Source organism: Brevibacillus sp. WF146 (assembly GCF_001673705.2).
Classification (GTDB): domain Bacteria; phylum Bacillota; class Bacilli; order Brevibacillales; family Brevibacillaceae; genus Brevibacillus; species Brevibacillus thermoruber.
In genome coordinates this window covers 3,883,206-3,907,582 of sequence record NZ_CP109943.1, presented here as the reverse complement: position 1 = coordinate 3,907,582, position 24,377 = coordinate 3,883,206, and the positions used below count along the sequence as shown (strand labels likewise).

The 24,377-nt window shown below is 54.6% G+C and carries 19 protein-coding genes and 1 pseudogene; 14 read left to right on the top strand and 6 right to left on the bottom strand.

Going from position 1 to position 24,377, the window contains the following annotated elements:
• Window positions 1-308: 308 nt before the first annotated feature.
• The 3 genes and pseudogenes from A6764_RS19270 to ltrA all read left to right on the top strand — a co-directional run bounded on the left by A6764_RS19270 (window position 309) and on the right by ltrA (window position 5,275).
• Window positions 309-2,207, top strand: coding sequence for a PrkA family serine protein kinase (locus A6764_RS19270; RefSeq protein WP_065067817.1), 1,899 nt, complete (start codon window positions 309-311; stop codon window positions 2,205-2,207).
• An 80-nt stretch (window positions 2,208-2,287) separates the two neighbouring features.
• A complete protein-coding gene (gene yhbH / locus A6764_RS19265; RefSeq protein WP_029097936.1) occupies window positions 2,288-3,448 on the top strand; it encodes a sporulation protein YhbH in 1,161 nt (386 codons plus the stop codon).
• A gap of 595 nt (window positions 3,449-4,043) precedes the next feature.
• A pseudogene (gene ltrA / locus A6764_RS19260) lies at window positions 4,044-5,275 on the top strand (group II intron reverse transcriptase/maturase).
• A 1,421-nt stretch (window positions 5,276-6,696) separates the two neighbouring features.
• Here ltrA and A6764_RS19255 read toward each other — a convergent pair.
• Together A6764_RS19255 and A6764_RS19250 are read right to left on the bottom strand one after the other, a co-directional pair.
• Window positions 6,697-7,434 (bottom strand): DUF3050 domain-containing protein, encoded by a 738-nt coding sequence (locus tag A6764_RS19255; protein ID WP_065067818.1) that lies wholly within the window; start codon window positions 7,432-7,434, stop codon window positions 6,697-6,699.
• A gap of 458 nt (window positions 7,435-7,892) precedes the next feature.
• Window positions 7,893-8,171: a DUF2573 family protein gene (locus tag A6764_RS19250; RefSeq protein WP_065067819.1), complete on the bottom strand. Its 279-nt coding sequence runs from the start codon at window positions 8,169-8,171 to the stop codon at window positions 7,893-7,895.
• A 767-nt stretch (window positions 8,172-8,938) separates the two neighbouring features.
• Between A6764_RS19250 and A6764_RS19245 the strand changes: the two genes are divergently transcribed.
• The 3 genes from A6764_RS19245 to A6764_RS19235 all read left to right on the top strand — a co-directional run bounded on the left by A6764_RS19245 (window position 8,939) and on the right by A6764_RS19235 (window position 11,911).
• Window positions 8,939-9,757, top strand: a complete 819-nt coding sequence (locus A6764_RS19245; RefSeq protein ID WP_141669749.1) for a hypothetical protein — start codon at window positions 8,939-8,941, stop codon at window positions 9,755-9,757.
• A gap of 479 nt (window positions 9,758-10,236) precedes the next feature.
• The gene (locus A6764_RS19240; RefSeq protein WP_065068428.1) at window positions 10,237-11,463 is read left to right on the top strand and encodes an IS256 family transposase; all 1,227 of its coding nucleotides are present in this window, start codon (window positions 10,237-10,239) and stop codon (window positions 11,461-11,463) included.
• A complete protein-coding gene (locus tag A6764_RS19235; RefSeq protein WP_264622338.1) occupies window positions 11,456-11,911 on the top strand; it encodes a hypothetical protein in 456 nt (151 codons plus the stop codon). The genes A6764_RS19240 and A6764_RS19235 overlap by 8 nt, the downstream gene beginning before the upstream one ends.
• A gap of 22 nt (window positions 11,912-11,933) precedes the next feature.
• Here A6764_RS19235 and A6764_RS19230 read toward each other — a convergent pair whose 3' ends face one another.
• Window positions 11,934-13,067 carry a hypothetical protein gene (locus A6764_RS19230; RefSeq protein ID WP_065067820.1) on the bottom strand — a complete coding sequence of 378 codons (1,134 nt, stop codon included), beginning with the start codon at window positions 13,065-13,067 and terminating at the stop codon, window positions 11,934-11,936.
• A gap of 16 nt (window positions 13,068-13,083) precedes the next feature.
• Window positions 13,084-13,707, bottom strand: a complete 624-nt coding sequence (locus A6764_RS19225; RefSeq protein ID WP_065067821.1) for a TetR/AcrR family transcriptional regulator — start codon at window positions 13,705-13,707, stop codon at window positions 13,084-13,086.
• Window positions 13,708-14,226: 519 nt separating this feature from the next.
• Here A6764_RS19225 and A6764_RS19220 point away from each other — a divergent pair.
• The 6 genes from A6764_RS19220 (at window position 14,227) to A6764_RS19195 (ending at window position 20,669) form a co-directional block, all read left to right on the top strand.
• Window positions 14,227-15,270: a nucleotidyltransferase family protein gene (locus tag A6764_RS19220; protein ID WP_065067822.1), complete on the top strand. Its 1,044-nt coding sequence runs from the start codon at window positions 14,227-14,229 to the stop codon at window positions 15,268-15,270.
• The gene (locus tag A6764_RS19215; RefSeq protein WP_065067823.1) at window positions 15,267-16,463 is read left to right on the top strand and encodes a glycosyltransferase family 4 protein; all 1,197 of its coding nucleotides are present in this window, start codon (window positions 15,267-15,269) and stop codon (window positions 16,461-16,463) included. The genes A6764_RS19220 and A6764_RS19215 overlap by 4 nt, the downstream gene beginning before the upstream one ends.
• Before the next feature lie 19 nt (window positions 16,464-16,482).
• Window positions 16,483-17,511, top strand: coding sequence for a glycoside hydrolase family protein (locus A6764_RS19210; RefSeq protein WP_264622337.1), 1,029 nt, complete (start codon window positions 16,483-16,485; stop codon window positions 17,509-17,511).
• 5 nt (window positions 17,512-17,516) lie between these two features.
• On the top strand, window positions 17,517-18,938 hold the full coding sequence (locus tag A6764_RS19205; protein ID WP_065067824.1) for a phosphomannomutase/phosphoglucomutase: 1,422 nt from the start codon (window positions 17,517-17,519) through the stop codon (window positions 18,936-18,938).
• Window positions 18,939-19,037: 99 nt separating this feature from the next.
• Window positions 19,038-20,021, top strand: a complete 984-nt coding sequence (manA, locus tag A6764_RS19200; RefSeq protein ID WP_029097927.1) for a mannose-6-phosphate isomerase, class I — start codon at window positions 19,038-19,040, stop codon at window positions 20,019-20,021.
• A 165-nt stretch (window positions 20,022-20,186) separates the two neighbouring features.
• A complete protein-coding gene (locus A6764_RS19195; RefSeq protein WP_051188088.1) occupies window positions 20,187-20,669 on the top strand; it encodes a hypothetical protein in 483 nt (160 codons plus the stop codon).
• A gap of 99 nt (window positions 20,670-20,768) precedes the next feature.
• On the opposite strand, the gene A6764_RS19190 is transcribed toward A6764_RS19195, so the two are convergent.
• Entirely contained in the window at window positions 20,769-21,326 is a 558-nt protein-coding gene (locus A6764_RS19190; RefSeq protein WP_413541997.1) for a polyphosphate kinase, read from the bottom strand.
• 344 nt (window positions 21,327-21,670) lie between these two features.
• On the opposite strand from A6764_RS19190, the gene A6764_RS19185 reads away from it, so the two are divergent.
• Together A6764_RS19185 and A6764_RS19180 are read left to right on the top strand one after the other, a co-directional pair.
• The gene (locus A6764_RS19185) at window positions 21,671-22,789 is read left to right on the top strand and encodes a response regulator (RefSeq protein WP_231558803.1); all 1,119 of its coding nucleotides are present in this window, start codon (window positions 21,671-21,673) and stop codon (window positions 22,787-22,789) included.
• 135 nt (window positions 22,790-22,924) lie between these two features.
• Complete coding sequence (locus tag A6764_RS19180) at window positions 22,925-23,293, top strand: response regulator (protein ID WP_065067826.1); 369 nt, start codon at window positions 22,925-22,927, stop codon at window positions 23,291-23,293.
• A 41-nt stretch (window positions 23,294-23,334) separates the two neighbouring features.
• On the opposite strand, the gene A6764_RS19175 is transcribed toward A6764_RS19180, so the two are convergent.
• On the bottom strand, window positions 23,335-24,369 hold the full coding sequence (locus A6764_RS19175) for a hypothetical protein (protein ID WP_065067827.1): 1,035 nt from the start codon (window positions 24,367-24,369) through the stop codon (window positions 23,335-23,337).
• Window positions 24,370-24,377: the final 8 nt, after the last annotated feature.

Here is a 24,377-nt window from a genome sequence, read left to right as displayed (position 1 = left end):
CTTTCGTATTACCAAACTACTCCCATTATAGCGTAGCTTGCCCTGTTTGCAAGGGAGTTACGCTTTGCCGTTTCTGTCATTTTCATGAATGTTTCGCGGCTGACGGTGAACCGGAAGGCGCCAGATTTGTCGCGGGAGGGCTGAAACATGTGTTGTCATTGTGCATACACATATGAAAAGGATTGCGCATCCTGTTGCCGCTCCGATGGAACGGGTTCACGCGCATGCGTGGCCGCAGTCGGACATATACATGAAAGTACATTGTTGTTCGCGAAGAGAGAGGGGCTTATGAAGGAGGAGAGACGAGCATGGACATTTTAAAACGCATCGCCGAGTACAGGGCCCGTGAAGAAAAACTGATGTGGAAAGGCACATTTGCCGAATATTTGGAGATGGTACGCAAAAATCCGCGGATCGTCCAAACCGCACATTCGCGGGTCTACAACATGATCAAGGCTGCAGGCGTCGAAGAAAACGAAGACGGAAGCCGCTCGTACAAGTTTTTCAGCCGGGAGATCTTCGGACTGGATCGGGCGATCGAGCGGCTGGTGGAAGAGTATTTTCACTCCGCCGCCCGCCGCCTGGATGTACGCAAACGGATTCTGCTCCTGATGGGACCCGTCAGCGGGGGGAAATCGACAATCGTGACGATGCTGAAACGCGGATTGGAGGAGTACTCCCGCACCGATGAGGGGGCTGTGTACGCGCTGGACGGCTGCCCGATGCAAGAGGAGCCGCTTCACCTGATCCCCCGTGAACTGCGGCCGGAGATCGAGGAAGAACTGGGGATCAAAATCGAAGGGGACCTGACCCCGTACAACCGCATGCGGCTGGAGACGGAATACGGCGGGCGCATTGAAGATTTTCCCGTTCGCCGTATCCTCTTTTCCGAAGCCGACCGCGTCGGGATCGGCACGTTCAGCCCGTCCGACCCGAAATCCCAGGACATCGCCGACCTGACCGGGAGCATCGACTTTTCCACGATCACCAAATACGGCTCCGAGTCGGATCCGCGGGCATACCGCTTTGACGGGGAACTGAACAAGGCGAACCGCGGCTTGATGGAATTCCAGGAGATGCTGAAATGCGACGAAAAGTTTCTCTGGCACCTGCTCTCGCTCACCCAGGAGGGCAATTTCAAGGCCGGCCGCTTCGCGCTGATTTCCGCCGACGAATTGATTGTCGCCCACACCAACGAGGCGGAGTACAAGGCGTTTATCGCCAACAAGAAAAACGAGGCGCTGCAGTCGCGGATCATCGTCATGCCGATCCCGTACAACCTGCGCGTGAGCGACGAGGAAAAGATCTACGCCAAGCTGATCAAGCAGTCCGATCTCGGCCACGTCCATATCGCGCCGCACGCGCTTCGGGCAGCCGCCATCTTTTCCATCCTCACGCGGTTGAAGGAGTCGAAAAAGCAGGGGGCCGATCTGCTGAAAAAGATGCGCCTGTACGATGGGGAGTCGGTGGAAGGCTTCAAAGGCTCCGATCTGGACGAACTCCGGAACGAGCATGCGGATGAAGGGATGTCCGGCATCGACCCGCGCTACGTGATCAACCGGATCTCCAGCGCGCTGATCCGGCGGGACACCGAATGCATCAACGCGCTCGACATCCTGCGTGCGCTGAAGGAAGGGTTTGACCAGCACCCCTCCATCACCAAGGAGCAGCGGGAGCGGTATCTCAACTTCATTTCCATGGCCCGCAAGGAGTACGACGAACTGGCCAAGAAGGAAGTGCAGAAAGCGTTTGTCTACAGCTACGAAGAATCGGCGAAAACGCTCATGGACAACTACCTGGACAATGTGGAAGCGTATTGCAATATGAATAAGATAAGGGACCCCGTTACCGGCGAAGAGATGGATCCGGATGAGCGGCTGATGCGCTCCATCGAGGAGCAGATCGGCATCTCCGAAAACGCCAAGCGGGCGTTCCGCGAAGAAATCCTGATTCGCATTTCGGCGTACGCGCGCAAAGGGAAACGCTTTGACTACAGCACGCACGACCGTCTGCGGGAAGCGATTGAGAAGAAGCTGTTCGCCGATTTGAAAGACGTGGTGAAAATCACCACTTCCAACAAAACACCGGACGAACACCAGTTGAAAAAAATCAACGAGGTGACCAGACGGCTGATCGAGGAACACCGCTACTGCCCTGTGTGCGCCAATGAGCTTCTCCGGTATGTCGGCAGTCTGCTGAACAGATAAAGTACCCTAGGGGCACCCGGATCTGGCTTGCCAGGGAAGCCCATACGCCGAAGATGCGCCAGCAGGAGGGGGGAGTCTATATGGAAGATTCGTCACCGTTCGTCGTCTCCCGGGAAGACTGGTCCCTGCACCGCAAAGGGTACCAGGATCAGAACCGGCATCAGGAAAAAGTGAAAGAAGCGATCAAGAAAAACCTGCCCGATCTGGTCAGTGAGGAAAACATCGTCATGTCCAACGGGCGGGAAGTGATCAAAATCCCGATCCGTTCCCTGGATGAGTACCGGCTCCGCTTCAATTTTCAGAAGGGGCAGCACGGCGGTCAGGGAAAAGGAGACAGCAAAGTGGGCGACGTCATCGCCAAAGACGGGGACGCCGCCCAGGGCCCCGGCAAGGGACAGGGAGCGGGCGACCAGCCGGGTGTCGACTATTTCGAGGCGGAGATCACTGTCGAAGAGCTGGAGGAGATGCTGTTTGCCGAGCTGGAGCTGCCCAACCTCCAGCAAAAGGACGAGGACAGGATCATCGTGGAAGAGACGCGTTTCAACGACGTCCGCAAAAAAGGGCTGATGGGCAACATCGACAAAAGACGGACGCTGATCGCCGCCATCCGCCGCAACGCGCTGGCCGGCTACAACGACCTGGAGCTGGGCATCAGCGACGATGACCTGCGCTTCAAGACGTGGGAGGAGATCGTCAAGCCCCACTCCAACGCCGTCATCATCGCCATGATGGACACCTCCGGCTCGATGGGTGTGTTTGAGAAGTACATCGCCCGCAGCTTTTTCTTCTGGATGCTGCGCTTTCTTCGAACCAAGTACGAAAAGGTGGAAATCGTCTTTATCGCTCATCATACCGACGCCAAGGAAGTGCCGGAGGAGGTCTTTTTCTCCAAGGGCGAGAGCGGCGGCACGATCTGCTCCTCCGCCTACAAGAAGGCGCTGGAGATCATCGACAGCCGCTATCCTTCGTCCCAGTACAACATCTATCCGTTCCACTTCTCCGACGGCGACAACCTGACGTCCGACAACGAACGATGCGTCAAGCTGGTCAAGGAATTGATGGATCGCTGCAACATGTTTGGATACGGAGAGGTGAATCAGTACAACCGGCACTCCACCCTGATGTCCGCCTACCGGCACATCAAGGAGCCGAAGTTCATGCACTGCGTCATCCGGGAAAAGGGAGAAGTGTACAAGGCGTTGAAGACGTTTTTCGGGAAGAAGGAAGTCAGTTTGGGATGAGAGCAGAGGGAACCGGACGGTTATCGTCCGGTTTTTTTTGTGGTGCGCCCGGCATGGGCGGTAGCTATAGGGTGAAAGTCCCGAACGGGGGTTGGCTGTACCAACCGTTAGCCTAAGGCAAGGGTGTCCGCCGCGAGGCGGAATCTGAAGGAAGCCGGCGGCAAAGTCCCGACCTGAGGTACACGAACCCGATTTGAGGCTGTTGTACTTGGGCGAGCCTGCCGCACAAGGTGAAGCCCCATACAGCCAAAGAGTACAACAGTAAATTGGGCAGGTACATGGGACGAAGGCTACCGCTCTTACCCGGGGAGGTCTGCATGGTACGCCTACTATCGTTGGCAACCGCCTCCGTGAGGGGGCGTTGAACATGCAGAAGTCAGCAGAGGCCATAGTACCCCAATCGGGGACGCCTGAGGGGGAAGGGCCGAACATCAAGTCAGCATATGTCCCAACCTCTTTCGATACGGTGTGTCGAAGCAGAATTCAGAACTGGAACTTCCTCTGGAGAGTAGGGGTGAAGCCCCGAGGGTACAGAGAAGGGCTGAGCATCGTACGGCAAGCTTGGCGACATGTGCGCGGAGGAAGGAGTATCGTTATGGATCTGCTGGAGAAGGTTCTGTCTCGGGACAACCTCACGGCCGCCCTCAAACGAGTGGAAGCCAACAAAGGCGCTGCGGGAGTCGACGGTGTTTCAACTGAACAACTGCGCGACTACCTTCGCCTGCACTGGGCGACCATCCGGTCGCAAATCGAGACGGAAACCTACAAACCGACTCCTGTTCGCAGGGTCGAAATCCCGAAACCTGACGGGGGAATACGGTTGCTAGGCATCCCTACCGTGGTAGATCGCTTCATCCAGCAGGCCATCCTGCAGGTATTGACTCCCATCTTTGACCCAGAATTCTCCGATTCAAGCCTCGGATTCCGCCCGGGTCGCCGCGCTCACAATGCTGTGCAGAGAGCGCAACAGTACATCAAGGAAGGATTCCGGTATGTGGTCGACATCGACCTGGAGAAGTTCTTCGACCGGGTCAACCATGACATCCTGATGAGCCGGGTAGCCCGCAAGGTGAAGGACAAGCGTCTCCTTAAACTAATCCGCGCTTACCTGCAATCCGGAGTTATGGTCAACGGAGTGTGCGTCTCAACGGAAGAGGGTACACCGCAAGGTGGCCCCCTGAGTCCGTTGTTGGCCAACATTCTGCTGGACGACTTGGACAAGGAACTGGAAAGGAGGGGACACCGTTTCTGCCGCTATGCGGACGACTGCAACATCTATGTCCGCACCAAACGCGCGGGGGAACGGGTAAAGGCGAGCGTGGAGCGATACTTGACCAGGGTGCTCAAACTCAAGATAAACCAACAGAAAAGTGCGGCTTTAGCTTTGCTCCGGGAAAAGAGGCACGGATACGCCTGCATCCCAAATCGATCATCCGGTTAAAAGAACGAATTCGCCAACTGACCAACCCGCATTGGAGCATCCCTATACAGGAGCGAATTCAAAAACTCAACCAATACCTCATGGGATGGATCGGATATTTTGCGTTGGCTGAGGCGAAAACCCACCTCCTGCGGATTGAGGAATGGATTCGCCGAAGGCTCCGTCTCTGCCTGTGGACGCAATGGAAACGAATCCGTACGCGATACCGCGAACTTCGTTCCCTCGGTCTTCCCCACAGCAAAGCACTGGAGATTGCAAATACCCGCAAGGGTGCATGGCGAACAACCAAATCTCCGCACATTCACAAAGCCCTTGGTATTACCTACTGGCAACAACAAGGGCTCATGAGTTTGGTGCAGCGATATTTCGCACTTCGTCAAGCTTGATGAACCGCCGTATACCGGACGGTATGTACGGTGGTGTGAGAGGACGGGGGTTAGTCGCCCCCTCCTACTCGATTGGTGAGCGCGGCAGGGGCGTTGAAAAAGTGAAGGTCTCGCACGAAGCGAGCGATAGAACGGCTCAGGGCGAGCAAAACTTAAAGTGACTGGTAGTGGCACACAACATACATTTGATAACGTTAATGAAAATTTTTGGGTAATCTTTTGCGTTGAAATATTGTTGGCGGTAGCGTTGATGGTACTTTCTTTTTTTATCAAGAAAGAGCCTAAATAAACACCGATTTGGGGTGGCAGTTCATAAAGCCGTCTGCAGTCGGTGCAGTAATCGGTTCGCCCGAGAAGAATCGGGAGGATGGCAGAAAAAAGAACCACAAGACTCATATACAGTGAAAGGCACTTAATACGGAGTCCCTTTAATCAATGTTGTCGTTCACAAGGAAGAGCACGTTTATCGTGTGGATGCGAGGCACCTCTATCGTGTACGATGCCAACCCCTCGGAAATTCCTCGGAACGTCTTTTTGCTGGTCCGATCCAGCGTGTAGCGCGGCCTGGCGCTGCGGTTGATCTCCGCCAAGTCCGAATGTTGTGAGGGAACAGGTCGGGTTAGGCCGTTGCTTATGGAGGCAACGGCTTTTTCGCATAGAAGCAGCGGAACCCGTCTGGAACGCGTGATTGGGGAGTTACTGCACGATGTTGGGCAGAGCAGATGGGGCGTTAGTTGGGCTCGTCTTTTCCCACTACCCATTATCAAAATTGATTTTTTTCGTTCTGCAGCAGTTTACATTTTAGGGAAGACATATGATTTTGGGAATAAAACGTGTGGGGCCTCATCTGTTTGGGTATGGCTTTCAACTTGCTGAAATGGAAGCCAAACCGAACATAATGTATTGTATGACGAGTACAAGACCAACCGTAATGACATACTCCATTACCAGGTGAGTGATTTTCAGTGATTGATCCCGCTTGGTGAACCCGTATTTCATCACCATAAAAAGAGCGATCGCTACCATCATCGATACACTATCATTCACTGTACGCGTTCCTTTCAATGAAAAGGGATGCGGGGGTGTGTCCCTCAGAGTGCAGACAACGTGACGGCATGGGGAGTAGCACGTTGTCCGGCATCCGCTCCGTCTTTTCCCGCCGAACACAAGCAAACGCTCGGCAGGGAAGCACGGACTGCACGCTCCGCAGCGAGTTGCGGGGGATCGCCAAAACCGATCGTGACTCGTGGAGCGGCCCCATCAAAGGCGGCGCTCCTTGATCCTGCAAAACGCTGCGCGGCCCGGTCGGGTCCAATAGCGGCTCTGTCTGAAAACCATGCTTCTCCATCAATCCAATCGCCTGTCTTCAGTCTGACCGGACGGCCATCGTCCGGTTTTTTGCGTCTGTTCCTCTGTCGCGGCTACAGCACGGCCAGCACTCCGTTCCACAGATCGATGCGGGCACGAAGCGACTGCACGGCCGTTCGTTCTGCCTCCGCCTGTTTTTCCGGGGAGTCTTCACACAAGGCGGTCAGCAGCTTTTCCGCCAGCGGGCCGTGTTCGTCCCCGTCCAGTTCGATGTGCCGCTGCAGGTAGTAGTTCAGCCGTTTGGTCGATTGGCCATTTCGGTTCAGTTCGTCGACCAGCACCTGAAACATGTCCGGGATGATGTCCTCCCGTCCGAAGAAGAAGGCGGCGCATACTTCATGAGTCCCGCCGTTTTTCGCCAGTTCCAGGGTATGGCGGACAAAGCGAAAGACGGATTCCGGAACTTCCGCGGCCTGCAGCGCTGCAAGCGGGTCTTGTCCGGCCTGCAGTTCGGCCAGAAAGCGATTGATGGGACCCGTATCCGCTCCGCATTCGTTCATCGCTTCCACGTATAGTTCGAAATGGCTGGCATAGCCACCTTGACCGTCTTCATCGGTCTCCTCGCCCAGCACGATCTCGTTGATGAAACGGGCGTACTGGCTGTGTCGGGACGGAATCCAGGGCACCTCCGTGCAGGTCAGGTCCCACTGCAGCCGTTTCAACAGGCTCATAAAGTCCCATACGGCAAAAACGTGGTGCTGCATGAAGATACGGACACGCTCGGGCGTGTTGATCTCCCGGTACACGGGGTGCTGCAGCAGTTCTTCGCGAATCGTACGGATGTTGTTCATCAGGTTCAGTTCCTTTCCTTGAGGGATGGCCCCGCGAAGTGTCGTTTCTATTATGGCACAGACAGTCGAGCGGCGTCCATGACGGCGACCTGTACATGTTCGGGCGTCCCGGGGGCTGGAAAAAACCTGTCTGTCCGTCGTTTGTGGTTAGTCCGGAAAAATCTGTCTGTCCGTCCGGTCGTAGTCAATCTGGAAAAACCTAGCTTTCTGTCGGTAGAGGTCAGGCTGGTTGCTTTCCCGTACAGAACATTCAGGCATGAAAAAGAGCCGGCCTCCCATGAAATGGCGGGAGATCAGCTCGAGTGAAAATGGCCAGGCGTGACGTGAATCCGGCAAAGATTCCGCCCCGCCGGAATGCTGCGAGGGAACGGGGCGTAGCAGGCCGCTGCGCATGAAGGCAGCGGCTTGTTTGGCAGGGAAGCGCAGCGAAACCCGCTTGTAACACGTGAGCAGGGGCGTTACTGCACAATGTTGGGCGGCGTGTTTTTGGCGTTCTTTTCCTGGTTCCACTGCTTGATCTGTTCAAAAATCCGCTTGATTTCCGCCTTGGCTTGCTGGTGATCCGGTTCGCTGCCCCAGTGTTGGACGAGCGGCGGCATTACTTTTGCCATATGAGAATAGAGACACCAGATGGTTACCATCTGGACGCGTTCAGGTGTGGCTTCACCGGTAAGCAGTTCCGTGAACTTTTGTAGCAGTGCTTCAAATTCGGGGGAGAAGTTTTGATGGTCCGGCATCGAAATCTTCCTTTCTGACTCCATCGATCGATGAGTTTGGGATGGTTCCCCCTTAGTATACCGGATCAATTCGGAAATTTTCAGGGGTAGATGAAGGGGTCACACGTTTTGGATTGAAGGCCATTTTGTAATGCCGCGTTGTGCGTTGCGGTGTTGTTCTCTGCAGTGCTGTGCACTGGGCGGGGTAGACATGTGCACTATGAATACGCCATGCTGCTCTTCGCGAACCTGGAGGATGTTCAGCACATGCCACTTCGGCATCTTGACTTCCCAATTGAGTAGGACTATTTTTGTGTTATTTGGGATTGTTTTGCAACGTTTGTCCCCATATTGTTCCCATTATTCATGTTTAGACTTCAAAAACGTTGATAGCGAAGGAATTTTGGCAGTCATTGAATACTTAATGGTGAATTTCGTCTATCCCTATCTGCCACGTCCATCCGAAGAGCAATGGGTCGGGATTACCAGGAAGTCCTGGCGGGACTCAGACGCCACTTTCCACATTTTGTACTTTCAAAGCGTCAAGGGAGAGGAACGGAAAAAATATGTTTTGACTACTTGTGCCAACGGACTGTTTAAGCTTTCTGATTTACAGGAGTTGTCGCGAAATTTTGGAACAACGGAGCGAGGTTACAGCTTGTTGAAAAATATAGGATGAAAATCGAGCAAATCTCGCAAGATGGATGCACAACAGTGTCCCTTTTTCTCCTTGGGGTAAAGTCCTTTTTTTATGCTTTTCTGATGATTGATTCTAAAGGACACGAAAAATGGCAAAAGCTAAATTGAAAAATATCACTCCTGTTGTACTCACTCTGTCTTTGCTGTCTGCTCCAAGTTTAGTTTCTGCAGAAAAAACAAAAGCACTTACAAAACAAGAAAAACGCGAGATACTAAATAAAAAGTTAGATTTCTTGCGAGAGCAAGTAAGAAAATCAAAGGATTTTGAAAAAGCATTGAAAGCAACTACAGAAAAATACAAAAGCCTCAAAGTGGTAGATTCAGATCCAGAACCCCTAAAAAGCAAGAATGAAATATCAGCTCTGTCGTCTTACAACGAACCAGGTTGGCTTGATCTAACTGATCGGGTTGTATACGACGACGAGATTGAAGAATATGTTTTCGTTGGATATTGGGAGTGGGATGAAGACGAGGGGTTTGTTGGAGATCAGCCTTATGATCTTATTGGGGTATTTACAGACAGTACTAGCATAATGCCAATTGATCCTGACGGAGTAGTATTACAAGGATGGAATGGATTAGGAGATGAAGAAGCTTTTTTTGATACAGGTACTGATAAGAAGTCCGGAAAAGTTGCCTTGGCAAAACGAGCCAACAGTGGAGGTGCAGCATTTTGGATTAACGACAGGTACGTTACAAATGGTATGATTACAGCCATTTTAGATGGTGTTTCAACAAGTAGCAAATATAGAGCATACATTCAATACGATCATTCGTGGACAGACACTTCAATTACTGGAATTGGTGGAAGCGTATCAGGAGGTGCCGGTGGTTTTAATATCTCATGGCAATCGAAGGTAGAGTATTTCCCATCTCTTTATTCTAATGGTGATTATTTTAGAGATTAATACTGTTGTATAATAATGGTGTCCCATTTCAGGGGGCACCATTTGCACTTGTCTGATTATGTATGATTGTGTTAAAAACAATGTAATTTCTGAGTTATTTAGAAAGATGGGGAGGAAAAAATAATGTACAAATTTTTTTATGCAGTTATTATCCTTGCACTGTTAATAGGATGTAGTAAAGTAGAACCAATATTAACAGAAAAAGATATTCAGGGGATAACATATTCTTACTCAGAACACGTATTCATAAATGCAATGTTTATAACATATGTTATTAGTACATTGTCCGAGGACGCACATAAACCAACATCAGTCGAATCATTGCGAATGTATATTGAGGGATTTGAAAGAGCAAATAAGAGTTGAGTCCATATAATTGTGTAAAAACGGAGTCTCTTTAAAATAAGAGAGCCATTTCAAAAAACCCTCGGTTAGAATGAAGTTGTCCAGACAACATTCCAGGAGAGGGGATTTTGAAAATGGCTCATTACCAGATTACTGTAGATTCGCAGCTTTTGCAGCAACTATTTCTCGGAAATTCGCAGGATTCGGGGGTGGCCAAGCTGCTGGAATCGGTATTGAATCAGGTATTGCAGGCCCAGGCTACGGAACAGCTTTCTGCGGAACCGTACGAACGTACAGATGAACGTCAAGGTTATCGAAACGGTACATATCCTCATCAATTGACCACGCGTGTGGGAACGGTCACCCTTCGGGTGCCACGAATTCGAAACGGAAAGTTCTCGACAGAAATGTTTGCCCGCTATCAGCGAAGTGAACAAGCCTTGGTTTTAGCTCTCATGGAAATGGTGGTGAATGGGGTATCAACTCGAAAAGTTGCCCAAATCACGGAGGAACTGTGTGGAACCGAATTCTCTAAGTCTACTGTTTCCGACCTGTGTAAACGCCTGGATCCGATTGTAACGGCTTGGAACAACCGAAATCTACGAGAGAGCTTCTATCCATTTCTCATTGTAGATGCCCTCGTTTTAAAGGTGCGTGAAGAGGGGCGTGTACGCTCTCGTGGCGTGATGTTGGCCTACGGGGTGAATAAGGAAGGCTACCGAGAAGTCCTTGGACTGATGCTTGGAGATAGTGAATCAGAGGCCAGTTGGAGTGAGTTTTTTAGCTGGCTGAAAGATCGAGGCTTGCGAGGCGTAGAACTGATTGTGTCCGATCAACATGGTGGGCTCGTACGAGCCATTCGTACTCATTTTCAAGGGGTGACGTGGCAACGGTGTCAGACTCATTTTATGCGAAATATTCTTGACGCCACCCCCAAGCAGCTGCAGGAGGAGTTGTATCCCCGTGTTCGTGCGATTTTGGATGCCCCTGATCTTGAAACGGCACGGTTGTTGTTGCAACAAACGGTGGAAATATACGAGGCCAAAGCTACAAAGGCGATTTCGGTTTTGGAGAATGGTTTTGATGATGCCACAGCCATTCTTCTGCTGCCCGAAAAGTACCGTAAACGACTTCGGACAACAAATGGCATGGAGCGACTCAACGAAGAAATTCGACGACGAGAACGTGTCATTCGCATTTTTCCTAACCGTGAATCGGTTATTCGCCTAATCGGAGCTTTGCTTATGGAGATAGACGAAAAATGGGCAAGTGGCAAAAAGTATCTCGATATGGCAGAGTATTTGGAATGGCGAGAAACTCAGGCAACAAAAGCGGTGTCTAAAGTGACTCGCATTGGCTAATTTATTTCTCTACCGAGGGGAATTTACACACAAATACGGACTTGATCCAAATAAGAGAAGAGACATTTATAAGAGCGTTGAAAAAATAGTATATAATAGTTTATCGAATAAGTATAACGATCAAATAGTGAAAGAAATTGATGAAGCATACAAAAAATTAAACGTAATATCAAATTACCTTTCAGAATATATGATGAAGAATAATACATACAGTTCGGAATTTATGAAGAATATAACAAATTTGGGAGAGAATATTAAGAATCTACTGCCAAAAATTTATCCTCAAAATGATAATAAAGACATAACCCTATATAATTTGATAGCTCATCCAGAAGATGTAGTTGAAGAATATAGTAAGGAACAGATAGAACAATTTCTGACAACACTAAATTCTTCTATGGACCATCTTTTAAATATTCAAGAAAAATACAAAACAGAAAAAAAGTAACTATGATAGGCATGGAGTATTATTATGTCTGTATCCAACAATACAATGCTGATGAAATGTGATTGTATCCAGTTCCAAATCTAATTGGGTACCCCAAGAACGTTGTGGTGGGAAAGGGCGGCAGCGCTTTATACGTGGTGAAGGTCTTTTTCCTGGCAGGGATATGCTTGACGGCGGAATCATCTCCGGAGAGCAGATGGAGAACTTCATCGAGGTAGAGGAAAAACAGATCATCTCCTAATCCCGTAAGCTCTCCTGCCCGAAGCGCAAACGCGCGGTTGACCCTGTACACCCGTACAAACTCGGAGCGGGCGGCTTCCCTGAGATGGGCGTGTTCGGATGCTGTTGCGAGCTGCTTTTTCAGCCATGTTACCTTGGCAGGGAAGCGTTTCTGAAACCTCTGCCAGGCCTCTTCGTATTGGGCATGCTGCTTCTGGAGAAGCCCTTCCACGTCCGTATGTGACTTTTTGTACTCCTCGATCTGTCGATCCAGCCAGTGTGCATCCTCCTGGGGATGAGGGATGGACAACTCAAATTCATGGGGACCGCGATGTCTATACTGTCTCAAGTAGTCCTCCCGGCTGATTTCCCCCTTGATCACCCGGGATATGCCGACGACGAGTCCCAGACTGGCAAGCCCGGAGCTTCCTCGCAGGTTGGAGAACAGCGCATTCGCATCTTCAGTTCCGACAAGCTTCGTCAGCACCTTGTTTAAACGGAAAGCCGTATCGCCAAATTTGCGGCCACCGGCCAGCAGAGCCCACCAGGCCTTGGCGGTATAGGGCTGAAGCTCATCCTTCCACAACGCCAGCAGTTCTTCCTTGGTCTGCGCGTTTCTGATAAGTGCCGTCATCCGTCTGCACCAATCCGGTGTATGGGCCAGATGCTCCTGCATATGCCGGGAAGCTTCTGCAACCTTCTTTTTGAAACGGATGACGTTTGGCAGGGCTTCCTTGATGAGATGCAAACGGGAAAACGGGTAGACAGGAATGCTCATTCCCTCGGGGATCTGCCCCAGCGCCTCGCGCATTTTTTTCAAGGCAAACGTCATGGGTAGGCCAAACGCCGGAAATATGGACAACGCCACGCTGATATTGGTGTATGCTCTGCCGCAGATATTGCCGGACGTTTCGCCGCATGTCTCATCGCAATCCATTCCTTCCTCCACTGGGTCAGCGGTAAAAGCAGGTTGTAAACAGATCCAGATACTTTTCCGTTTCCGCCAACACCTCGTCGTAGTAATCGGGGCGTAACGAAAGCGACTTGACCTTTTGCTGTTCCTGCGCCGAGAAACCTTCCAGCGTCCAAATCATCATCTGGATGGCTCGTTGGATATCGATGCCTTCCTTGAAGCGGGAAGTGTCAATATCCTCGAAAAGTACAGCGTAACCTTTCGCGATGATGTCTTTGTTTTTTCGCTCCAGCTCGTGCTTCACCTCAGGTGCCTCCTCGCGTTGCGCGGCCAAAATGAACTGGAACATGTCCGGATGTTTTTTGATCAGGTCCATTTTGAGCTGTGCCCATTGGCGGAGTCTGTTGACCAGATCTTTTTCCGTGACATCCATTTTTTCCACCAATTCATTCATCAGCAGCTCCAAGACGTAGTCGTACAAGAATAAAAACAAGTCCTTCTTGTTGCGGAAGTAGTGAAAGAGCAGCCCCTTGGAAATATTGGCTTCCTTCACAATCTCGTTCGTAGACGCATGGGCAAACCCTTTTTCCGCGAATTCTTTCATGGCGGCGTTTAACATGCGTTCCCGCTTTTCCGTTTCCAGCGAGAGAAATTTTGAAATCATCGTGGATGTCTCCTTTGCATAGGAAATCGCTGCTCTGTTGACCACATCGGTCAATGCTATTGTAATGCTGTTGACCAATGTGGTCAATGGGAGATGATCCCTTGAAATGCAATGTGAGAACGAGATTTATGGAAAAACAAGGAGAAAATGAAGCGTCATGTGGAAAATGTCCTCATTTTTCGAGAAAACAGGGAAAAATCGACGATATCTGTGTTTGCCAGAAAAAAATCATAATTTTACCATATAAACTGTTAGCACTCGCATTTGATGAGTGCTAACAACGATGGTGCAAAAGAGCTTGAAGAACACAGGCTTCAGCCGGTTCGACGCCGCACGTTACCGTTGTCTTTCCATAACCCATACGGCACATCGCTGTTAGTCCTTGAGCGCTGTGTGACAAAAAAGAAGATTGTTCATAAATGGAAATTTTTTATTGCTCATTTTTTCAAATGAAGGTAAAAGATTTCGTTTATGTGCAAGCTTCTTTTTTATTTTCTCAAAAAGGGAGGATGATGACTCGTGAAGGCATTGCTGTTGGCGGGTGGTTTGGGCACCCGGCTGAGACCGCTGACGGAGAATCTGGCAAAACCGATGGCGTTGGTGGGAAACCGCCCGTGGCTGGAGCATCTCATCGTTCACCTCAAACAGCAGGGAATCGTTGATTTTGTGATTGCCGTCAAGCATTATCCGGAAATGATTCAACGGTACTTCGGCGACGGACAGGCGTGGGGCGTCAACATCGAATACGCAGTGGAAAAAAACCTGTTGGGCACGGCAGGGGCGATCAAAAACGCGGAAAAACTGCTGAGCGACCGTTTTCTGGCGGTCAATGCGGACATCGTTCACCAGGTCTCGCTGCTGCCGCTGCTGGACTTCCACGTGCAGCACAAGGGGGGCGTCACGATCGGGCTGACCGAGGTGGATGACCCGTCGCAGTACGGCGTGGTGGAACAGCGAGCCACAGGGGAAATTATCCGCTTCGTGGAAAAGCCGGACAAGGAGACGGCGCCGTCGAACCGGATCAACGCGGGCATCTACGTGATGGAAAAAGAGGTGCTGAAGTGGATTCCGCAGGGACGGGAAGTATCGATCGAACGGGAGACGTTCCCGCTTCTGATCGAACGGAACGTGGGGGTCTACGGCAAGCTGATCGACGGCTACTGGATGGATCTGGGGACGAAAAACCGTTACCGGCAGGTGCACTGGGACCTCTTGGATCGCAAGCTGTCCCTGCCGTTTCGAGAGAAAGAACACGGCACGGGCATCCTGATCGGGGAGGAGAGCGAGATCGCCCAAGGCGTGCTGATCGTGCCGCCGGTGCTGATCGGCCGGCGGGTAAAAATCGGCGAGCGGAGCGTGATCGGACCGTATGCGGTGATCGGCGACGGCTGCGAACTGGGCAAGGGCGTCCGCTGCTCGGAAACGATCATGTGGAACGGCTGCAAGGTGCGCGACGCGGCCCAGTTGAAGAACTGCATCTTTGGGTACGGATTGGAGCTGGAAGCCAGCCACATTTTGCATGAAGCGGTGATGAACCGGACGGCGGGAGGAGGACAAGGATGATCCAGGTGGCTTACATGAGCACGTACGTTCCGAAAAAGTGCGGACTGGCGACGTATACCCATCACCTGCGGCATCACGTGAAACAGGCGAAACTGTGGAACGCAGAGGACCCGGTGATCGTGATGGCCGACGAGAACGAACAGGGGTACGGGAACAATCAGGCGCTGTGGCCGCTTGCCAAACACGACAGGGAGGCGTATCGGGCGATGGCGCAGAGAGTGAACGAGAGCGGCGTGTCGGTCGTCTCCCTGCAGCATGAGTTCGGCATTTTTGGCGGGGAAGCAGGGGCGTATGTGCTGGACTTTGTACGCGAGCTGAAAAAACCGCTGGTCACGACCTTCCACACCGTGTTTGCCTCGCCCCAGGAACCGTACCGGTCGATTCAGCGGGAGATCGCCGAACGGAGCGATCGGATCGTCGTAATGAATCGCCGGGCAGTCGGCTATCTGCGGCAGTCGTTCGGGATTCCGGAAGAGAACATCGTGTTTATCCCGCACGGCACCCCCGTTCCCAACCCGCAGCAGCGGGAGGCCGTTCGGCAGCGGCTGAACTGGGCGGATAAAAAGGTCATGATGACGTTTGGCCTGCTCAGCCGCGGAAAGGGTTTGGAACTGATTTTGGAGGCGCTGCCGCAAGCGGTGAAGGAGGTCCCCAACCTGCTCTACGCGGTGGTCGGCCAAACCCATCCGGAAGTGAAGAAACGGGAAGGGGAAGCGTACCGGGAGGAGCTGATGGAGCTGATCCGGCGAAACCGCCTGGAACGCCATGTGGTGATGATCGACCGGTACGTGGACGAAGAGGAGCTGGTCCAATTCCTGACGGCGTGCGACCTGTACGTCACCCCTTACCCGGGAATGGAGCAGATCACCAGCGGCACGCTGGCCTATGCGGTCGGGCTGGGACGTCCGGTGTTGAGCACGCCGTACAGCTATGCCCAGGATTTGCTGGAGGGCTGCGACGAGCTGCTGATTCCGTATGGCGAACGCGAGCGGTGGGCGGAAAAAATCGCGGCGCTCTTGCGTGACGACAGCCTGAGGCGGGACTGGGAGGCAAAAATCGGCCGCATCGGCTCCGCCATGCACTGGCCGCAGATCGGCAAACGCTGCGCTTCCCTGTTTGTCAAGCTTTCCAAACAGTCCGGCAGCACGTTTGAGCAGACGGAGGGAACACCCGTTGCGGCCCTTTCCCGTTAGCTTTCGACACCTGGAGAGAATGACCGATGACACCGGACTGTTGGAGCACTGTCTCGGAAACATCCCGCGCCGCCGGGAGGGCTATACGACCGATGACAACGCCAGAGCGCTGTGGGCGTGTGCCGTTTGGCGGCAGCATGCGGACCAGGCGGGAGACCGCGATCTGCAGGCGACCCTTGACCGCCTGATCGACCGCTATCTCGGGTTTCTTCTGTGGGTTCAGCAGGAGGACGGCAGCTTCCACAACAACATCGGCTACGACCGCAGGCCGGAACCGGAGAAGCCGTCTGACGACTGTCTCGGCCGTGCGCTGTGGGCGTGCGCGGTCGCATCGGCGGTGCTTCCCGACAGCGGCCGGCGATTTGTCGCCTCCCAACTGTTTGCCAAAGGGCTGCCGCGGACGACGGCGATGAAGTTTCCGCGCGGGTGGGCCTTCGCGCTGGCAGCGTGCAGCTTGTTGGCCAGGAACGGCAGCGGCTCTGCCGATTCTGCCGCCTGCATGGAGCTGATCGAGCTGTTTGAAGAACGGCTGATCCGGCTGTACCGGGAGGCGTCCGCCGACGGTTGGCATTGGTTCGAGCCGGTGATGACCTACGGAAACGGCGTGCTGCCGTGGGCGCTGTTTTCCGCCTACCGCGTGACGAAGCGGGAGGAGACGCTGGCCATCGCCAAAGAGAGTCTCGATTTTCTGATCGCCAAGATGACCGGACAAAACGGCGTGATTCGCCCCATCGGCAACCGGGGCTGGTGCACGCCGCAGTCCCGCAGCGACTGGGATCAGCAGCCGTTGGAAGTAATGAAACTGGCGCTCGCTTCGGCGGAAGCCCATGCGGTGCTGGCTGATCCTGTGTACAGGCAAACGGTGGACAAATGCCGGGCGTGGTTTTACGGAGACAACGATGGAGCCGTGCCGATGGCAGACGCGGCGGAAGGTAGCTGCTGCGACGGACTGACTCCAAGCGGAGCCAATCTGAATCAGGGAGCGGAATCGACCCTGTCCTACTTGCTGACGGAAGCGATTTATCACAATGCGGTAACTGGAGGTTGATGCACATGCACGTTACGGCTGCACACGACATTCACATCCCGTCCCACGTTTTCCGGGAGTACGACATCAGGGGCAGAGCCGGGGAAGAGATTCATCCGGCGTTTGCCTGGCTCCTGGGGAGAGCGTTCGGCCAAAAGCTGAAGGCGGCCGGGCTGGACAAGGCGGTCGTGGGGCGGGATAACCGGAAGTCCTCGCCGGAGCTGCAAACCGCTCTGATGGCCGGGCTTCTCCGCTCGGACATCCGCGTCGTCGATATCGGTGAGGTGACGACGCCGATGTTTTACTACAGCCTGGAGCATCTGGACATTCCTTCCGGGCTGATCGTGACGGCAAGCCACAACCCCGGTGACGAGAACGGCTTCAAAATTGCCATGGACAAGACCACCATCTACGGCGAGGCGATCCAGGATCTGCACAACACCATGCGCGCGCTGCTCGCCGAGGAAGGCGTGCCGCACGAACGTTTTGCCCTTCCGGAAGGCGTGGAGCGGGTGGACATCGAACAGCCCTATCTCGCGATGCTGCGGGAAAAAATTGTCCTGGGACCGCGCAAAGTGAAGGTGGTGGCGGACTGCGGCAACGGCACCCCCTCGCCGTTCGTGCCGAAAGCGCTGGCCCAGTGGGGCTGCGAAGTGGTTCCGCTCTACTGTGAATCCGATCCGAATTTCCCCCATCATCACCCCGATCCGGTTGACCCGAAAAACCTGCAGGACTTGATCCGCAAGGTGCGCGAGGAGAAAGCCGACCTCGGGGTGGCCTTCGACGGCGATGGCGACCGCCTGGGCGTCGTCGACGAGCAGGGCAATATCCTGTGGGGCGATCAACTGATGATTCTGTTCTGGCGGGAGATCCTGCCGAAACATCCCGGATGCCAGGCGCTGGTGGAAGTAAAATGCTCGCGGGCACTGGTGGAAGAAATCGAGAAGCTGGGCGGAAAGCCCGTGTTCCACCGCACCGGCCATTCCCATATCAAAGCCTCGATGAAACGGCTGAACGTGCCGTTTACCGGTGAAATGTCCGGCCACATCTTCTTCAAGGACGAGTATTTCGGCTTTGACGACGCGCTCTACGCGGCGGGGCGGCTGCTTCGCATTTTGACCAACAGCGACAAGCCGCTGTCCGCGCTGTTTGCCGACATTCCCCGGTACCACGCCACGCCGGAGACGAGAGTCCCCTGCGAGGAAAGCAAAAAGCGGACCATCCTGGACAAGGTCAAACAGTATTTCCGGCCCGAGCGCGAGATTATCGACGTGGACGGCGCGAGGGTGATCTTCCCGAACGGCTGGGGACTGATCCGCGCCTCCAACACGCAGCCGATTTTGGTCCTTCGGGCGGAGGCGGATTCGGAGGAAGGGCTGGCCGAGATCAAACGGGAGATCGAGAAGGCCCTTGCGTTTGCCGATTCCGCGCTGACGGTGGGCTGGTAACCTTCGAAACAGCGGACTGACGTGTACCCGTACCATCCTGTCGTGATTCGATGGTAGTGCCTTCTTGCATACTGAGATCAACCGGGGTGAGTGAGGAAAATGAACGCGTATCCGTTACTGTTTTCACCGACGTATCATCAACGGATTTGGGGCGGCAATCGCCTGCGTACATTATTCGGCTATCCCATTCCCAGTGAGCAGACGGGTGAGGCGTGGGTCATATCCGATCACCCGAATGGCAGAACCACGATCAGAAACGGCGTCTATCGCGGAAAGACGATCAGCGAGCTGCTGGCGGAACAGCCCGATTGGTTTGCGCCGAAGCGTCTGGAACGCTTTCCGCTGTTGGTGAAACTGCTGGACGCCAACGACACGTTGTCCGTACAGGTACATCCGGACGACCGCTTTGCCGCTGTCCATGAGAACGGTGAACTGGGGAAGGCGGAGTGCTGGTACGTCGTGCACGCCGAACCCGGAGCGGAAATCGTGTACGGCCATACCGCCAGGACGCGGGAGGAGCTGGCGGAGATGATGAAGGCCAACCGCTGGGACGAACTGTTGGTGCGGGTCCCGGTACGGACCGGTGACTTCTTCTATATTCCGCACGGCACGCTCCACGCGCTGGGCAAAGGCATTGTCGTCCTCGAAATCCAGCAAAACTCCGACGCCACATACCGCGCCTACGACTACGACCGCGTCGACCAGTCCGGACGGAAGCGCGAACTGCACATCGACAAGGTGCTGCAGGTGACCAACGTGCCGAACAAGCCGGCCCAGATCCGGGCAAAGACAGCGGGCAGCCGCTTCCTGCAGGTGAACCACTACCTGGACAGCCCGTTTTTCACGGTAGAAAAATGGACGCTGCGCGGCTCGCGCGACGAAGAGTCCGGGGACCGGTTCTCCCTCGTGTCCGTTCTCGCCGGATCGGCCCGGCTGGAATGGAGCGGCGGTGATCTCACGGTGGAAAAAGGGGATCACCTGCTGATACCGAGAACGTTGGGCAGGTACAGACTGGCGGGCGACATGGAAGCAATTGTCTCCTTCCCGCCGGGACAGGCGGCCACGCTGCGAAAAGCGGGCTGAACGCGTCAGATGGTGCAAGCGATACAAAGACCCTGGCAAAGGGTCTTTTTCATTTTTATGGGAGCCCACGATCTTCTTTGCGCGTCTGGGCTCACCACCTCATGGGCGCAGCCATAAGCTGGGATATACACCTATACACCTATACACATTTGGAGGAGTTTTTCCATGCATGGATATCCGATAGCGTTTCCCCACTACTGGCCCAGGCTCGTGCGGGAGCCGGGATTGGGCGAACCGCGCGATCGGGGGCTGGCCGCCGATATCTTGCGAGCCATCCACCGGGAAGAGCGGGCCGCCAATTATTTCAGCACGCTGATGGAGCTGGCCCCGAACGACAACATCCGGACTGTTTTGGACATCGTCCGCGACGAGCGGATCAAGCATGCCCAGCGGTTCTCGGAAATCTACAGGCAGTTGACCGGACGGGAGCCGCAGATGAGGCGGGAAGAGGTGCCCGCGCCGGAATCGTTTGCCCGGGGACTGGAATTTGCCATCCGGGACGAACTGGCCGCCGCCGATCTGTACCGGGACATCGCCGATCGAGCGGTGACGCTCACGATCAGAAGGGGGTTCACCCGAGCAGCGGAAGACGAACTGCGCCAATCCAACGTGCTGATGAACATGCTGGCACAGCTGGGAGTATCGTAGATGGCTGGCGGGTGCCAAGCGAAAACGGGCGGCCTGTCCATTCGGGCCGCCCGCCGCTTTTGAAAAAAGGACAGCGGGCGCCGGGGGGTTACACGAGTGTCAGCGCTCCGGCGCCGTCGTGATCGGTTTCAGGCGCAGGGCGGCAGGGTCCGCTCCCCGGCTGCGCACGGCCTGAAACGCTTCTTCCCAAAAGTAGTGTTGGCTGTTGAGCGGATGCGGGCCTTGTGCCGCAACGGGCCGGTATTGGCCGTCCGGCTGCAGCACACGAGCTTTGGCGTCGTCCCGCAGCATGATGTCCAGGATGTGCAGGATCCGCTCCTTCAGGTCTTCCTGGAGGACGGGGAAGAGAATCTCCACGCGAGCGATCATGCTGCGCGTCATCCAGTCCGCGCTGGAGAGGAAGACGTCGGCCTCCCCGCCGTTGTGGAAGCAGTAGATGCGGCTGTGCTCGAGAAACCGGCCGACGATGCTGATGACGCGGATGTTTTCGCTGACCCCTTCGATGCCGGGCCGCAGGCAGCAGATGCCGCGCACGATCAGATCGATCTTGACGCCGGCGCAGGACGCCTTGTACAAGGCTTCGATAATCTCCTTGTCGGTCAGGGCGTTCATCTTGGCGATGATGCGGGCCGGTTTTCCCGCCTGACTGTGGGCGATTTCCCGCTCGATCAGGCCGAGGAACGAGCCCCTGATCGTCCCGCCTGTACACGACGAGTCTCGCCGTGTTGGAGCCCAGATCGATGACGCCGATCCCCACTTTATGGTGCTTCCTTGTTTTTACCATTATGCCACAGGTGCCGCCGTTCCATGGAAACGTCTTGGGGAAATGTCCGGCGGGTTCGTGATGGTATTTCGTGTGCCGCCGAATTGCGGAGGTATGCGACAATGAATCGGCGTGGAGCTTGTTCAGAAATTGTTGAGAACAAAAACCTATGATAGAAGGTGCGGCTTGTGTCGGATTCGGGGTTGAAAAAGCGAGGTGTGATACTCTGAAAGCCATATTGGTTGACGATGAACGTCTGGCTTTGCACTACCTGGAAAAACTGCTGCGGGAATGCGGAGGGCTGGAGATCGTCGGGCGATATCAAAATCCCCGCCGCGCTTTGGACGAACTGCCGCAGGTAAAGCCCGACGTCATCTTTCTCGATGTCGAGATGCCCGAGTTGAACGGCATCGAAACGGCGGAAGAGGTGCTCAGACTCTCGCCTGAAACGGATCTTGTCTTTGTGACGGCCTATGATGAGTACGCGGTCAAGGCGTTTGAACTCAACGCGCTGGACTACGTGCTGAAACCGGTTCAGCGCGACCGTCTGATCAAAACGGTGCAGCGGCTGATCGACAGGCGGCATGAGACGGCCGTCGTTCCGCTCGCCCGGCAAACCGGCATGATCCGCTGCTTTCAGTCTTTGCAGATCGAGGTTCCGCCGCGTGGACCGGAAACCATTCGCTGGCGGACGGCAAAAGCGCAGGAACTGTTTGCATACCTGGTTCATCGGCGGGGGCAGCCCGTTCGCAAAGACGCGCTGCTCGACTTGTTCTGGCCGGACACGGACCGGAAAAGGGGATTTGCCCGGCTTTACACAACCATCTACCAGATCAGAAAAACCTTGAAAGAGCTCGGCATCGGCATCCACATCGCCAACTGCGACGACGGCTATCTGCTGGACATGAACCACGTCAGGCTGGATGTGGACGAATGGGAACGCGGCGTGAGGGAATTGTCCCCCGTGACGGGGGAGACGCTGTCCGAGCACTTGAACCTGCTGGAATTGTACCGCGGCGATTACCTGGACGACTACGACTACCTGTGGGCGGAAAGCGAGCGGCAGCGGCTGCGGACGCACTGGTTTTACCACGCGACCCATGTGGCCGGCTATCTGGAGTCCGTTGGCGAATACGCCCGGGCGCTGGCGGTCTATCACCGCATCCAGCGCTTTCACCCGCATGTGGAAGAGACGTACGTGACTCTGATGAAGCTGTATGACAGGCTGGGCGACCGCGATGCCGTGGAGAGGGAGTACATGAAGCTGACCAGGATGCTGAGCGAGGAGTATGGCGTCGCGCCCCAGCAGACCGTTCGGGAATGGTATCTGCGTTGGAAGAAAAAACAAAGCCGGTAGCGTCTGTTCCGGTCCCGGAACGGAACGGCACGGTATGACACGCGCGTCATGTCATACTGTTTTTTGTGGAGAAATATGGTAGAGAAGGGGAACATACCCGATGCGGCAGCATGACAAAAGAAATGGGGAGTACCAGTGAGAACGACCATGATTGTCGACGATACGGCGTTTACCAGGCTGATGCTTCGCGGCATGCTCGAATCGCTCGGACTGGAGGTGGTGGTGGAGGCGAAGTCGGGAGAGGAGGCCGTCAAACAGTTTATGTTGTACCGTCCCGACCTGGTCACCCTGGATATTTCCACGCCCGGCATGGACGAATTGGCGGCGGTGAAAAAGATCAGGGAAATCGACGGAAAGGCCAAGATCATCGTCTGTTCGGCCGTGGTGCAGCGGGACGCCATCATGCGGGCGATTGCCGCGGGCGCGTCCGACTTTCTGGCCAAACCGCTTCAGAAAGACCGCGTGGAATGGTCCATCCAACACCTCAAGGCAGAAAATGGATGAAGATGGGAGGAAAGGATCAGAATAGCCGGCGGAAAAGCCGGCTAGTAGCGAACCGTTTCGGGGAACAGGTAGTAGTGATCGCCCGGCAACGAGTGGATGCGAAAGCCCCCGCGCGAAAAATCGCGGTTATGATACTTGGCAATATAGGTGATGTTCGTAGTATAATAGTCCCAATAATTGGTGATGTATGGAAAAAATCGCACCTCGTCCCGGCCGCGCTCGTCTGCCGAATAGTGAAGCGGGGCAATGCCGTACGCGTCCAGCGAAAAGACGCCGGCCGTCACTTCGTTCAGGCGGAAAAACTTGCGGAGCGCAAGGGGGGTGTACCGGGTGTAGTCGATGCTGCTGACCGACATCAGCTTGACGCCCAACTGCGTGCGATACCGCAGCGATGCGTCCATCTTTTCGCGAAACGACGGATGAAACGCGCTGGGGCTGTTGCCCGCATTGATGTCCGTCGGCAGCAGGAAATCTTCCAGGAGGTAGATGTCGCGGCGGTCGAGCGCTGTCGCCGCGCCGTTCGGATTGTAGAGGGGATGTACCGCACTGCCCATCACGTCGTCGGGGTCCCACGCGTTGACGAAGGCGGACAAGCCCAGTTCGTGTACGTAGCGGACCGTCTCGTTCAGACGGGCGCGGGAGACACCGTAGTCAAACCCCGCGTCATCGAGGAAGATCCCGTCTGCGCCCAGTGCCTTCCACTTTCGCACCTTGTCCTTCAACGCGGCCATGGAGTGATTGACGGTCGTCACCCCGAGATCGACGTAGCCGTAGACGCGGATGTGCGGCTTGATCCTGCGCGCGAAGCTGAGAACGTGTTGGGTCGAATGGTGATGGGGGTGGGTGGGTTCCTCCAGATTTTCGCCGAACACCAGCACGTCGTACTGGGCAAAAATCTCAGCCGCCCTGTTTTCATCCCATACGTGATTGACGGCTTTCGGGATGCCGTAGTAGATCAGCAGCCGGTAGCCGGGGGGCGCGTCGTCTGCGGCAGCGGTCGGGGACAGGCCGGTTGCGGCCGACGTGAACAGGCACGAGAAAACGAGCAGGAAAGCGGCGAATGGACCGGTTTTCATGGTCAACC